This is a genomic window from Pseudalkalibacillus berkeleyi (genome assembly GCF_021608225.1).
GTDB classification, from domain to species: domain Bacteria; phylum Bacillota; class Bacilli; order Bacillales; family Fictibacillaceae; genus Pseudalkalibacillus; species Pseudalkalibacillus berkeleyi.
This window is the reverse complement of the sequence record NZ_JAKIJS010000001.1, coordinates 2609615-2624966: the sequence shown is the minus strand read 5'-3', so window position 1 is coordinate 2624966 and position 15352 is coordinate 2609615. Positions and strand designations below refer to the sequence as shown.

Annotated in this window: 9 protein-coding genes; 6 read left to right on the top strand and 3 right to left on the bottom strand. The window is 36.6% G+C overall.

The genetic code is table 11. The annotated features are described in order from the left end of the window. The first annotated feature begins 71 nt into the window (after positions 1–71). The 3 genes from wecB to L2716_RS13705 all read left to right on the top strand — a co-directional run bounded on the left by wecB (position 72) and on the right by L2716_RS13705 (position 3075). Entirely contained in the window at positions 72–1220 is a 1149-nt protein-coding gene (gene wecB, locus L2716_RS13715) for a non-hydrolyzing UDP-N-acetylglucosamine 2-epimerase (RefSeq protein WP_236336805.1), read from the top strand. 209 nt (positions 1221–1429) lie between these two features. Next, a complete protein-coding gene (locus L2716_RS13710; RefSeq protein ID WP_236336802.1) occupies positions 1430–2371 on the top strand; it encodes a polysaccharide deacetylase family protein in 942 nt (313 codons plus the stop codon). A 164-nt stretch (positions 2372–2535) separates the two neighbouring features. Beyond that, positions 2536–3075 (top strand): hypothetical protein, encoded by a 540-nt coding sequence (locus L2716_RS13705; RefSeq protein ID WP_236336800.1) that lies wholly within the window; start codon positions 2536–2538, stop codon positions 3073–3075. A gap of 273 nt (positions 3076–3348) precedes the next feature. On the opposite strand, the gene L2716_RS13700 is transcribed toward L2716_RS13705, so the two are convergent. Continuing rightward, entirely contained in the window at positions 3349–4380 is a 1032-nt protein-coding gene (locus L2716_RS13700) for an S-layer homology domain-containing protein (protein WP_236336798.1), read from the bottom strand. 147 nt (positions 4381–4527) lie between these two features. Then, the gene (locus L2716_RS13695; RefSeq protein ID WP_236336788.1) at positions 4528–7494 is read right to left on the bottom strand and encodes an FG-GAP-like repeat-containing protein; all 2967 of its coding nucleotides are present in this window, start codon (positions 7492–7494) and stop codon (positions 4528–4530) included. A gap of 285 nt (positions 7495–7779) precedes the next feature. Between L2716_RS13695 and L2716_RS13690 the strand changes: the two genes are divergently transcribed. Next, positions 7780–9159, top strand: coding sequence for an N-acetylmuramoyl-L-alanine amidase (locus L2716_RS13690; protein WP_236336786.1), 1380 nt, complete (start codon positions 7780–7782; stop codon positions 9157–9159). Between the two features lie 139 nt (positions 9160–9298). Then, positions 9299–9571: a hypothetical protein gene (locus L2716_RS13685; RefSeq protein WP_236336784.1), complete on the top strand. Its 273-nt coding sequence runs from the start codon at positions 9299–9301 to the stop codon at positions 9569–9571. 48 nt (positions 9572–9619) lie between these two features. Here the strand turns inward: L2716_RS13685 and L2716_RS13680 are convergent, their stop codons facing one another. Beyond that, positions 9620–10618 carry a C40 family peptidase gene (locus L2716_RS13680; RefSeq protein ID WP_236336782.1) on the bottom strand — a complete coding sequence of 333 codons (999 nt, stop codon included), beginning with the start codon at positions 10616–10618 and terminating at the stop codon, positions 9620–9622. 353 nt (positions 10619–10971) lie between these two features. Here L2716_RS13680 and L2716_RS13675 point away from each other — a divergent pair, with 353 nt between their 5' ends. After that, a complete protein-coding gene (locus tag L2716_RS13675) occupies positions 10972–15306 on the top strand; it encodes a S8 family serine peptidase (RefSeq protein WP_236336780.1) in 4335 nt (1444 codons plus the stop codon). Positions 15307–15352: the final 46 nt, after the last annotated feature.

Below are 15352 nucleotides of genomic sequence, written 5' to 3'. Positions count from 1 at the left end.
CATCATTTTTTTGTATAATGTACGAACTGTATAATGGAAACAAGAGAATTTAATGAAAAAGGAGTCCCTTTATGAATTCGAAAGTAAAAGTAATGACAATTTTCGGTACGAGACCTGAAGCAATTAAAATGTGTCCGCTCGTATTGGAGCTACAAAAACACCCAGAAGAAATTGAGTCAATCGTTACCGTAACAGCACAACATAGAGAGATGCTTGATCAAGTTTTGGATATTTTCGGTGTTGAACCCGACTTTGATTTAAATATTATGAAAGAGCGACAAAGTTTGATGGAAGTGACAAACAGAGCGCTTGAAGGATTGGATCGAGTTTTAAAAGAAGCGGAACCAGACATAGTGCTCGTTCACGGAGATACAACTACAACTTTTGTCGCAAGTTTAGCTGCATTCTATAATAAAATTGCAGTGGGTCATGTCGAAGCTGGACTCCGTACGGGTAACAAATTTTCACCATACCCTGAAGAGATGAACAGACAATTGACAGGTGTACTAGCGGATCTTCATTTTGCACCTACTGATAATTCGGCTGAGAACCTTGTGAAAGAAAGCAAAAATCTGGATAACATCCATATTACAGGTAATACAGCAATTGATGCTTTACGTACAACTGTATCAGATGAGTACCACCACGATGTACTTGAGCAAATTGGCGATGATCGACTTGTACTTGTAACCGCACATCGAAGAGAGAACATTGGAGAGCCAATGAAGCAAATGTTTACTGCAATTCGTCGATTAGTAGAGGATCATGAGGATATTCAAGTTGTCTACCCTGTTCATATGAATCCAGCAGTACGGGACATAGCATATACTATATTAGGTGAACATGACCGCATCCACCTTATTGAACCACTGGGCGTAATTGATTTTCATAACATTGCATCAAGATCTCATCTCATCTTGACTGATTCTGGTGGTATACAAGAGGAAGCGCCGTCACTAGGTGTTCCCGTCCTTGTTCTTCGAGATACAACAGAACGACCAGAAGGAATAGAAGCGGGTACATTGAAGCTTGCAGGTACAGATGAGGACGAGGTGTACAATTTGGCAAATGAATTGCTGACAGATCAAAAAGCATATGATGCAATGGCGAAAGCTTCTAACCCATATGGAGATGGGAAAGCTTCGAAACGAATCGTTGATGCTATCTTGTACTATTTTGAGAAAAAGTCTGAGAGACCACAATCGTTTAAAGTTAAATAATAGACCCACTAATTAACCTACCAATTACCTATTGGTAGGTTTTTTTTGCTTGTAAAAATATATTTCATACAGAGATAGAAAGGGCTAAAGGTGTTGTTAATTTCCATATAGTAGTTTAATTGATAATTTAAGGTTTTAATTAATGACCTGTATGTTATAATTTTTTCCAACTAATAGTCTTTAAGACTTACTTTTATGGAGGAAATTGTATGAAGAAGAACTTAATGTTTATCGGTTGTGTTTTAAGTATTCTTATTTTAGCGTATGTAAGTTATCAATCATTATTTAATGAGTCTGTTGGAGAAGTCACTTATTCTAGTGAAAAACATGAAAATATATCAAATTCTCCAACACCTAGCGTTAAAGCTGAATCTATTAAAAAAGAGAATTCAGTAAGATTGACTAATAATGAAAATTTGAATATACCAATTCTCATGTATCACCATTTTGATCAGACATCTGACAGTTCAGTCGTTGTTTCAAAGGATCGGTTTAAGGAACAAATGATGGCATTACATGATGCGGGGTATAATACGATTACTGACGAAGAATTGCTTAACTACCTTTCAAATGGAGAACCAATACCAGAGAATCCAATATTAATAACGATTGATGATGGATATCAAAGTAACTATACAATTGCTTATCCGATTCTTAAAGAATTACAGATGAAAGCGACCATTTATGTTGTAGTTGCAGATCAAGAAAAAACACCTGGCAGTATACCCCACCTTACTTGGGATGAAACTAGAGAGATGTATGAATCCGGTGTTGTAGATATACAAAGTCATACATACGATAGCCATTACTATGTAAAAACAAATGATGGGAAAGGTCCTGCACTAACGAATAGAATGAAAGATGAAAGTAAAGCTGCATATATTGAACGAATTAAACTGGACTTAGAAAAATCGAAAAAAACTATAGAAGAGAAACTGAATAAAGAAGTTGTTGCACTGGCTTATCCATATGGTGCACATAGTAATGAGGTAATAAAAGTGGCAAAAGAACTTGGATATCAATTAGGACATACAGTTAGGCGAGGCGTAAATGGAGTAGAAACTGACCCTTTCCGACTCATGCGGATTAATGTGGTTGACCAAATGGATGGAGATCGTTTAATAGCAAGAATAGAAGAATCAATGGAATAAAAAGTTACGAGCTTACCTGAGTGAATAGGTTAAGCTCTTCTTTTTTTGCAATAATGATAGAGAAAATTAACATGAAATTTACAATTCACTGTTACACTTTAGTTGTAAGAAAAATAACTATTCACGCAGTCATATAAAAAGAGTAAGTAGAGGAGATGGTGAACATGAAGCAAATTACTTTAGTTGGTTCAGGTGAGCAAGGTCTAGCTACAGGCAATGAACTGATTGATATTGGTTATCCGATTACCTGGTTATCTGATACTGGAAATAAGCCTTCTCAAAATTGGATGTCAGTTACAGACGATAAAGCGAAAGCTTATCAAAATGCTTCCATCATCTTTATTGATACGGGTGATATATATGAAGCTGGTCACTTTAATTCCTCTAAGTTTGAAATGATTTTGTCTGAAATTGCTGAGCATGTCAGAAACGATTTCTTACTTGTGATTACGAATGATGTCCCAGTTGGAACGAACAAGTGGGCGCTCAACTTATTAAGAGAAAAGTTTGGATCGTTACCCATTTTATTTGATATTGTGACAAACCCTGGTGGCTTGTCAGATAAGGAAGTAGTAATTGGGACAAGATGTAGAGAATCCGAAGAAGTTCTTAAATACTTATATGAACCATATCAAGATCGAATTGTGTATACTTCTCCAGAAGAAGCTGAAATGAAAAGTAATGTAATAAAAACGATTAACTAATGAAATGAGGAAAGGGTCATCCGATTAAAGAGTCGGTTGACCCTTTTTAGAATTATAGTAAAATAGTACCGAGTTCCACAAGTGAAGAGGAAAGTTCCACAAGTAAAGTGAACATGTCCGCGAAAATGACCCAAAGTTGCAGAAATGAGTTCAAAACTCTACTTCCTGACAACTCATTTTTAGTTTTTAAAAGGAAAAAGAGGTTCCTAAGTAGTTATTTACGTAACTACAAGGAACCTCTCTCATTTTATAAGGCGGTTTTCACTCTAATTCTTAGTATTGTGCGTAGATTTTCCAATCACCATCTATTTTGCGAAGGAAGTAGGTTCCGCTAGTGGTGTCATTGTTTTTTGTTTCAGATTCACCTTCGTATGTTTCTGTAACATAATAACTTAAGCCACTAAGCTCAACTACAGCCAATCGTGTATTACGATCTAGCAACTCGAATTTTGCTTCTCCTACTTTTGCAAAATCAAACGTGACTCCAAAATCTTTCGCGTCAATATAGTAATCATTGCTAAACGTTAGAAGTGCATTATAAAATCCGATTGTATTCTTATCGATAATACTAAACGCAGACTGAAATTCGTTCTTTTTATAAAGATTTAACATTTCACTTTCGTTACGCTCAATTGCAGAGAAGAGTGCATCTGCACTTGGTAGGTCTGTACTTTCTGAATGTAAGGCATTTAATAACATAGTTGACGTTTCTGCTCGTGTAGCAGTATTCTTTGGTGAGAATTTCCCGTTATAACCTTGAATCAATTCAACTGCGCTTGCTTTATTAATATAGGGAACTGCCCAAGTAGAAAAGGTGTTCTTATCAGTAAAGTTAATAGGTTGTCCATTTGTGAAATCAATTGTTGAAACTTGCTCAAAAGCACGTACAATCATAGTTGCTAATTCTTCACGTGTAATATGTTTGTTTGGCTCGAATGTTGTCTTTGTCTTTCCGTTGACGATCCCTAAAGAGCTTGCGATTTGTATTGCATCATAGTACCACTTGTCGGACTTAACATCTAAGAAAGTCTTACCAGATCCCGATTTCTTTAAATCAAGAGAACGGACGAGAAGGGTTGTCACTTCGGCTCTTGTAATATTTTGATTCGGCTTGGCTGTCATAACTCCAGCGTTCATATACCCTTTGATAATATCTGCATCAATTAATTGATACATTGTGTCTGCTGCCCAGTGCTCATCCAAATCATCTGCATAATAATTATCTAATGATGCTTCTGCAGAAAGAGGTGACAGGATACTTGCACTTAAGAGTACAGCTGAAAGACTTGCAATAAATTTTTTCATTTTTATCCCCCTTAAAATTTTCCCAACAAAATATATATTACCTGATTATTCCATAAACGTCACTAGGGTAATTCTCCCAAAATTAAAATTAAAAGGCATGATCTAGTGAGATAGTAGATCATGCCTTTGTTCAGAATAAGTTGTCGTTTACTTATATGAGAAGTTCAATGTAGTCACGTCTCCATATCGAGTAAGAATGTATGAATGGCCGCGCTTTTCAACCTCCCATTCTTCATCTGTCAAGGTAATTCCACTTGGAGCATATACTTTGATTTGCTGCATACCGGAATCTAACAGTTTGAGTGTAATATTTTCATTATATTCATCAACCTCAAGTGGTATATTACTTCGCATGATATGAGGTTGATCCCTGTATTCTGTAGCTAGCTTTAATTGAATCTTTTCTTTACCAGAAAAATAGAGAGTTGAACCATTGTTCATATAAATGGGTGCATCTGTATTGAAAATAAAGCCTTTATACTTCTCGCCAAGTTCAACTTTATATCCTAATGATTGATTATAGGGTCCAATTAATTCAGGGTCTAATTCGTCATTCTCATTATTCTCGATATAAACAGTATGGTGCAATTTTCTACGTAGGAGGTTTTGGAAATCTGAGAATACTTTCTCTATCGGATTGTAATTTAACGTACTAGTAGATTGTTGGGTGGCTAACACAGACTTATAAAGCTGTTGTTCCGACATACTGTTATAGTCCATTTGCTTTTTGAAATTCGATAAACGTGTAAGCCATATTTTGTCATCTAAAGATCTGATTTGTTCTGTGAATGGCAGATCGAATTGCAAATAAGTCTTAAAAGGTGTGTCTACACCCACATTTGGTTCATGATACACTTTTGAATTCAATATTTTATTATCCATTTGTATAAAGGGGATGGTTAACTGATTATTTTCATTCTTATCATCAGCATGTACAACTGTGTTCCATACACCTTCAATGGGCGGAAGGTTATGTGATTGACTATCTTCCTCCTCATTAATCGGCGCTTTGTGAAACATTAACCCTGTTGGTCTCCAATCGATACCATATTCTTTGTATATTTCACGTTGAGTTTTCAGCTCTTCCTTGTAATCAACCTCACCTGATTCCTGTTGCATAAAGATGTGAGGCTTAATGTTGGATGCGTATTTCCTATAAGATTGAATGAATCTTTCCAGTTGTGTCCGGTAAGGAAAATGTTCATCGCTTATGTTAATTGGATCACCGTATGTTAGGTGACCTACTAGGAGATCCAGATTGTTATCTCCATTTATATCCGCCATTGTAGGTACAGAATTTCTACCACTCCACAAACGCTTATTATTAAATGGATTCTCGTAGGTTCCTTCTAGATAACCTTTATCCACCCATTGTTTGGACTTAGCCATTTCATACCTTTTGATAAAACCAGATTTCATTCCGATTAAAAGATCGAGTTGATTATCATTGTTGTAATCAACGATCTTAGGGGATGCTAACCCATCTACTTTTATTATGCCTGAGGTACTAACTACCTTTTTTTCCTCATCAGAAAATTCGACGTACCCTCCGTTCTGTTCAGTCCCCAAACGGTAGAACAGATCTCCGGATGCTGTTCCGTAAATAAGGTCATCCACTCCGTCTTCATTGATGTCAGCAATTTCAGGTGTAGTGAAGGTATGGGATTTATTTTCACCAAATAAAACTCGTGGATTTTCATAATTTCCATCTTCAGACTGGATGAGTATAAAAATTTCTCCAGCTTGATTGCCTGATACGATATCTTGTAAACCGTCCTTATTATAATCGTAAAAAATGGGTGCTGCATATCCGCCGAGGTCGATTTCTTTATTGTTCCTGAATTTTAATAATCCTTTTTCTTTTACGTTCCACTCATTATTTGAGTCAGTTCCTTCATAATAATACAGTTTTCCATCTAAACTACCAGCCACTAAATCTGGTTGCCCATCGTTTGTTAAGTCGTAAGTATCTATATACGCTCTCTCAGGTAGGTCTTTACCTGTTGTTGTAAAACCACTTTGTTCAGGTGAACTTTTTATCGTTAAATTCTTATTGTTTAGTTTGACGGGCGTGCCTGAAGAGAAGAGTCTCTTTTCGTTCTCAAAGACAGGCTCATTAGGGTTTTGGACATTTTTGTAATAAGAAATGGCTTCTTTCCATGTATTAGGTTCATAGACATGACTAGAAAGTGAGAGCGTAGGCACCAATTTCTCAGTTTGTAATTGTTTCATAAAGGTGGTGAGGCGGTTTTCTTTAAAATCATTTTTATCCTCTACTATATATTGCATAGCAAAGCCTGGTCTTCCATGTGTGCCAATGACCTTTGATACAGAATACCCGTACATATCTTTTGCAACAAAGGATAGATATTCATTGCGAAATAAATAATTTCCGGTAAGAAATGTATAGTTGAATTCCTCTTGTTGAGGATTCTGTTTGCTGAAATCAAAAGATGTGATGAATTGATCGTTAGGTAATAATTCGCTAGCAAAAAATACAGTCCCATCCCCATGATTATTTATTGTAAATAAGGACACACCATTTGATTCTGCTATTGTTTCAGCTGTTGAAGGACGTATGCCATACCCAAGCTCCAAAGGATTGTCTCCATTACTTTTTGATTTACTTTTTAGTTCTGAATCGATTTGTTTAATAACATTTTGAACCCCTGTAAGATTTCTGTTTACAGATGGATAGGAGATGTGGTTAGGTAACTCATGAATAGGTTCAAACGCTTTTGCGCCAATAAATGACTTTGGAAATGCGTTATAGAATTGGTTCTCAAGAAACAAGTGCCCACCTTTTGATACAAAATTTTGAAGTGGTTGTTTCGCGTTTTTGAAAGATGGTGTATCAATAATGGATTTGTCTAAATAAATCATTTCGTAATTGTTTAAATCCACTGAATCTAAAACGTTGATTGGCATCGTTTCAACCTTTGTATTGGCTACAAGTGTCTGCTTGTAATGCTGATATGTATCTAAGTGATTAGTTGAATCCTCTTCATATACAATGAGTACATTGATGACTTGAGGTCGGGAGTTTGTAACCATCAAGAAATAAACATCTATTAGTAATATGACAATCGTAAAAGCGATTATAGTTTTTTTCATTTAATTGCACTCTCCGTATACCAAGTATGATATTACCTATTTATCATAATGTATTGAAGTTGAATATTCAATGAAGCTAAAGGTTGGGTTCTAAAATGACGTTATCGGCTAAATTCGAGGAATTTTCAGAGGCATTTATCTTATTTTGAAAATAAATTTATTATAGGGATATGGATGTGATCGTGTCCAACATAGTACTCAAATTACCAAAAAGAAACAATAAATTCCATTCTCTGTGCTAATATTGTCGTAAATCAATACAATATTAGGGGGAATTGGGGAAAGATGAAAAAGTTTGTCAATATATCTTTGTCGTTATTGATTTTAGTTTCTGTATTTTGGGTAACGGGTAACGAGGTATCTGCTAATACAATCCTTAGTGACATACCTGCAGGTCATCCGGTTGAGGAGCAAGTTGAATTTTTGGTGAATAAGGAAATCATTTCAGGTTACCCAGATGGCACATTCAGACCGAACAATAGTGTGACGAGAAGGGAAGCTGCAATTGTCATTGCCAAAGCTTTTAATCTAAATGGAAATCAAAGAAAAACCTCATTTAGCGATGTAGCATCAAGTGATTATGCATCAGGATATATTCAATCCGCACATGAAGCTGGTTTTATCTCTGGTTACGGGAATGATACATACAAACCTGACAGATACATGACTAGAGGAGAAATGTCATATTTATTATCAAAAGCATTTAATTTCTCGGCTTCCAAAAATTATTATTTTATTGATGTAAATCCATTTAGTCACTATTATGATGTGATTAATAGGTTAGCGAATAATGGAGTTACAATCGGTTACACAGATGATACATTTCGACCAGACAAGATCGTTACACGTGGGGAATTTGCAATCTTTACATCACGTTCACTTGAGTCTTCCTTCCGTATTATGAAAGAACAAACTAATCCTGAGAAACGTATAATTAAAGCGGATTGGCTGAATGTAAGAAAAGGACCAGGTACAAGTTACGATTCTGCTGGGTTAATTAAGGAAGGGACTTTAGTATCTTCTTATTTTAAAACAGGTAACTGGGCATACATAAAAGCTCCTGGGTATGAGGGATTCGTTTACGCGACGTATTTAGGTGTTCCTGTCTCTGCATTAAGTGGTAAAGTAATAACGGTAGATCCAGGCCATGGTGATACAGATCCTGGTGCGACGGCAAATGGTCTAGTTGAAAAGGAAGTTGTTTTATCAGTAGGGAAGAAATTGAGAACTTACTTAGAGCGAGCCGGGGTAAAAGTAGTGATGACTCGTTCGGATGATTCATATCCCTCTCTAAGTGACCGTGTAGGTATAGCGGAAAAAAGCAATTCAGACAGTTTCATCAGTATACACGCAAACAAATTTCATAGTGATGCTGCTCATGGAACGGAAACTTTTTACAACTACTATTCTCCTCAAGGAGCAGAAGCTAAAAAGCTAGCAACATATATCCAAAACCGTTTGTATAAGGCAATCGATACGAGTAACCGAGGCGTGAAGCATGGTAATTTCCAAGTCATACGTGATAATTATGTTCCTGGAGTCTTGGTAGAGTTAGGATTTCTATCCAACCCGAATGATGCGAGGAAACTTGCCTCCAATGCATATCGTGAAAAAGCTGCTGAAGCAATTTACTTAGGTATACTAGATTACTATAAAAATAAATAATAGAGAAAAAGCGACCGCATAGGGTCGCTTTTTCTTATCTTTCATTCTTCAAGTATGGATGATATAGAGCACATTAAAACAATCGTATTTGGAACCTTTTATGTTCAATATCGTCTTAAAATGTCAGGGGGGGTTAAAAATGAAAAAACTAGTTGTTGCAAATGTATTACTATTATCCAGTTTACTTTATGTTATCTTTCAAGTTACAAAAAGAAGCCTTTACTTAAATCAAATATCAATTCATGCAAATAACCCAGTTAGCCTGGATTGGCGATACATAAACATTAATACGAACATTGTTCAAAATTCCCCAGAATCTATTTACCATATTAGTTTATTACCTGTATATGCTTTAGTATTCTTATCATCAATGTTAATTTACCTTGGTTTGAAAGGAAAACATTCTAAGTAAATAAAAACAAGACTAGTAGAACAATGCTCTACTAGTCTTGTTAGGATACTAGTTTAGTAATGCGCGATGCAAGAATACCGAAAACTCAGCTCTTGTTGCATTCTTTGTAGGTCTAAATGTGTTGTCGCTATAACCGCCAGCGATATCATTTGAAGTTACGACTTGTATGGAACCATATGCCCAATAATTCTTTGAAACGTCTGAGAAAGCAATACCTGAACCTTCTTGACTTAAGTTAAAAGCTCTTGTAAATAATGAAGCGATTTCACTGCGAGTAATTGGTCGATCAGGTCTGAATGTTCCATCAGAATATCCGCCAAAGAAGCCCTTTTTCATTACTGCATTAATTTCTTCCTTTGCCCAGTGCTTGCTTGAAACATCTGGTGCCATCGATGCACCATCCTCTAATGGAAGGTTGAATGATTTAGCAAGCATCGTTGCAACTTCAGCTCGAGTAATTGTATTGTTTGGTTTGAATAGACTTTGATCATAGCCATTGATGATATCGTTCATAGATAAATAAGATATTGAAGTTTCTGCCCAGTAATCAGCTGGGACATCATGATATTGTCCTTTTGGTAGTGTAGGTAAGCGCTCTTCTTTAATGACCCTTCTTGCCCCTGTATACTTGTCTCCCCAGTAATACGGATCGTTTATAGAAGATTTCTTAACACCACTTGATGATGCATGAATAAATTTGCCATCGCCGACATAAACGCCTGAATGTGAAACGCCTGGCTTGTATGTATTAGAGAAATAAACGAGATCTCCAGGTTGTAAATTTGATTTAGAAACAGCAGTACCATAATCTGATTGAGCTGCAGAAGTTCTAGGTATGGATACGTCAATTTTATTGTATACGTATTGTAGAAATCCGGAACAATCAAACCCACTCGGTGTCGTTCCTCCATATTTGTAAGGTGTACCTATGTATTGATGTGCAATTGATGAAACCTTATCCCCTTTACTACTGGCAAAAGCTGATGGTGATACGAGTAAGAATGCCATGATCACCGCAGTAAATACTGTTAAAGTTCTTTTCAACACGTAATTTCCTCCCCCTAAGTTGTGTAAATTCTCCCCTTCATTTACAAAAACTATTCTACCATACAAAAATAACCTCTTAAGTTACAGTTATGTAACAATAAAATTACAGTATTCTACAAGATTAGTAATAATTCAATCTTAATTTGTGGTATAAAAGCTTAGTAGAATAGTATTATCAAGTAATTGCGACAAATTTCAATGTCGAAATAAGGGTCAATTAGAAGAACATTCCACTAAAAACAGAAATTGACTTATCTAGTCCTTTTGTATTAAACTAAATTTATGTAATTTTCGGAAAAGTTCCTCCTTTTTCGAGGGTTATAACTAACTTATATAGGGGGTAAGGAACAAACATGAAAATGAGGAAACCATTTTTGCTTCTCATCATTTTCTTAATGGCATTTTCCAATGTCGCCCTTGCAGCCAATGGGCCAGCAAGTAAGAATTTGAATGCAGAAGCAAGCCAAAAGAAGGAACGAGAATTAGTTAAGACGCTCAACAAAGATCAAGCATCTGAGAAATATAAGCCAAATGATAAAGTCAGAGTCATCGTAGAATTAAAGGGTAAGCCTGCGATGCTCGCTGCGCAAAGTTCAGGGAAGAACTATCAAGATCTCTCTGAATCTAGCAAAAAGCAACTTAGACAAGAAGTTTTGAAATCTCAAACTGATGTAAAGAAAGCAATGAAATCATCTGCTATTCCAATGGAATATAAGGAAAGCTTTACAACAGTGGTCAATGGTTTTAGTGGAGAAGTAACATATAAATCTATTGAAGTAATTGAAAGTCTTTCTAACGTTGAAAAGGTACATATTTCAAACAAGTATGAGAGACCTGAAGAGCAAAAGCCAGACATGATTTATAGTAAAGAGTTGGTAAAAGCTCAACAAACGTGGGCAGATTACGGTTATAAAGGTGAAGGGATGACTGTAGCAGTAATCGATACAGGAATCGACCCTGATCACAGAGATATGGTGTTAAGTGATGAAACGACACCAGAATTATCTGAAAAGGCAGTGAATGATTATATTGCCGAAAAATCTTTATCAGGTAAATATTATACTGAAAAAGTCCCTTATGCATACAATTATGCAGATGAGAACCATGAAGTTCGAGACCTAGGTCCAGGTGCGAGTATGCATGGTATGCACGTATCCGGTACGGTTGGTGCGAATGGTGATGAAGAAAATGGTGGACTTAAAGGTGTTGCTCCAGAAGCGCAAATTTTGGGAATGAAAGTCTTTGGAAACGATCCTGAAATGCCTTCGACTTGGAGTGATATTTATGTGAAAGCAATCGACGATGCGATCATTTTAGGTGCAGATGTTATTAATATGAGCCTAGGTTCTACAGCTGCATTCGTATTGCCAGAAGATCCTGAACAAAAAGCAATTGAAAGAGCTGTTAATAATGGTGTAATGATGGCCATTTCTGCAGGTAACTCTGCATATTTCGGAAATGGTGCTGAAAACAACCCATTTGCTAGTAACCCTGACATAGGGGTAGTTGGTTCACCTGGTCTATCTAATGATTCCTTACAAGTAGCTTCTTTTGAAAATCAATATTTGGACCTTGAAGGTTTCAATGTAATGATTGATGGAGAATCTGCTGATCCAGTCGCATACCTTTCTGCAAGTGATGTTCACCCATCAACGTTAGGTGAAGGAAATCACGAAGTTGTTTATGCTGGATTAGGACGTAAGCCTGGAGATTCAACTGCTAATCCTGATGCAAATGACTTTGAAAATGTAGATGTAGAAGGAAAGATTGCTCTTATTAAAAGAGGAGAAGCGGCGTTTGTAGATAAGACTTTAAACGCTCAAGAAGAAGGTGCAATTGGGGTCATCATCTTCAATCATTCTTCTGGATATGTGAGCATGGCATCTGATAGCACAATTGAAATCCCGCAACTTTTCATCCTTAAAGAAGATGGCGATGTATTACACGCTGCTTTAGAAGAAGGTAAAAAAGTTGAGCTTGCATTCAAGGGTGAGAAAGTAACAGCATTAAACCCAGACAACAACAAGCTTTCTAGCTTTACATCTTGGGGCGTAACTCCGAACCTTGATTTCAAACCTGAAATCACAGCTCCGGGTGGAAACATTTTATCTACTTTAAATGATGACAAGTACGGTTTGATGAGTGGTACTTCCATGGCTGCACCTCACGTAGCTGGTGGATCTGCTCTTGTTATGCAACGTGTTGATGAGGAATTTAATCTTTCAGGTTCTGAACGCGTTGAAATGACAAAGAATATTTTAATGAACACTTCTCAACCAAAAGAAGATAAAGGATTTTATAATGATCACCCAGCATTAGATACAGATTTGTTGTATTCTCCAAGAAGACAAGGTGCTGGTTTAATGGATCTACATGCTGCAATGAGTACACCTGTTGTAGTAACAGAAGTAGAATCCGGAATTGGTAAAGTTGCTCTTAAAGAAATGGATGAAAAAACAACTTTCAAACTTAAGTTAACAAACTATAGTGATAAAAATGAAGTTTATAAAGCAATGGGAACTGTACAAACTGATCTCATAGCTAGTGGTCTGAACCAAATTGAAACACAAGGTATCTTTAAAGCAGGAACTACTGCAGAAACAGCACCTTACTTAGGAGAGTATCCACTTGAGATAAGCTCTGTGAATGGTGCAGATGTTGATGATGAGTACCAAATTCTTGTTCCTGCAAACGATTCTGTTGAAGTGGAAGTGACAGTTGACTTGAAAGATACCGTCGATTGGTGGTCTGGTGCTGCTTTAGACGATGTATTTGAAAATGGTTACTTTGTAGAAGGGTTCATCTCATTCATGGATATTAACGATACGCATCCTGAATTGAATGTTCCATATGTAGGATTTAAAGGTGACTGGGATCAAGCGCCAATCGTAGATGAAACGATCTATGAAGAAAACTCATTCTACGGAATGACAGGTCTTGTTTCACCATCTAAAGATGAGTACTCTTACCTTGGTACAAACCCTGTAAGTGAAGACGCACACGGTGACAAAGTTGCATTCTCTCCAAACGGTGATAATGTCAACGAAACAATCCTACCAGTATTGTCTCTACTTAGAAACGCGAAGAAAGCGAAGTTCTCAATTTTAGATGAGAATAAGGATGAAATTTTAACACTTCGTACGGAAAATGAGTTACGTAAGCACTATTATGACAGAGGTGCTGCGTCTCAATATACGATCTATACTGCGGCAGATTGGGATGGAAAGTATAAAGGTAAAGTTATGGAAGATGGTATGTACTACTATGAAGTCAAGACAGTAGTAGATTACAAGGATGCAGATTGGCAAATGAAACAAATTCCTTTCTATATTGATACAAAGGATCCGGTAGTGGAAACTACGTATGATACAGAAACTGGAAAAGTTACATGGGCTGCAACTGATGAAGGTGTTGGCATTTCATACATCGACGTACTTGTAAACGGTAAAAGTGTTCTTGAATCACCTTTAGCTGGCGATCAAACGGAATACACGTTGAAAGATATGAAAGATGTAAAATCTGTAAAGGTTGTAGCTACTGACTGGGCAGGTAACGTTGGAATGGATTCAACTGGTGAGGATAACACAGTTCCATTCATCACAGCGAAATCGCCTGAAGCACTAGGTGTCTTTAATGAAAGAGAAATTGATGTTGATGGATATATCAACGACGATTCAGCTGTTGAAGAACTTTACATCAATGGTAAGAAAACAGCGTTGGCTTGGGATGACGAGAAGAAACGTTACACATTCAAGACAACTGTTGAGTTCAAGTCAGACGGTGTAAAACAAATTCGATTTATGGGTAAAGATGCGAAAGGAAATGAATTATCATTCCTTCGTACAGTGATTATCGACTCGACTAAGCCGATCGTAGAAGTTGAAGGTCCATACTATACAGATAAGACAGAAGCAACACTGGACCTTAAGTTGACTGACAACTTCGATTATATGAGATTTTATATTGATGGAAGCGAAGTTTACTACAATGAATTTAAAGAGCCGTATGAAATGAGAGCTCACACTAAATCATTGTCAGAAAAAGTTTCATTAGAAGAAGGAAAGAATCATTTTGAATTGAAGCTTGTAGATATGGCTGGAAACACAACTGTTAAGAAAATCACAATTGTTCAGTCTGATAAAAAAGCGAAAGATTTTAAAGATATTAAGAGTAATTTCTGGGCTAAGGATGCAATTCAAACACTAAACGTAATGGGTGTAATCAATGGTTATACTAATGGTGATTTTGGAGTAAATGACGAAGTTACTAGATTACAAGCTGCACAAATGATTGTACGTGCATTAGGTTTGGAAACTGATAATCTATCAGATCCAAAGTTCAGCGATGTGAAGAAAGAAGATTACAAAGGTAAAGGTTACGAAGAGGTTGCAGCCATTGCAAATGCTGGTATCATGACAGGGTACAATGGTAAATTCAACCCTAAAGCTACATTAACTCGTGCAGAAATGGCGAAAATTATTGTAGGCGCTTATGACCTTGAAGGTTCTAGTAAGGACCGATTCAACGATGTTCCTGTCGGACATTGGGCAGCAGACTATATCAACACACTTGTTGCAAATGATATGGTAGCTGGATATCCAGACGGATCATTTAAACCGAACAAAGGTATTACAAGATCTGAATTTGCAACACTTCTTGTAAGAGCATTGGACGACCGATTTAAGTAAAAGCATGTGTGCGGGAAGGCGGTCCTCATGAGGACCGCCTTCTTTT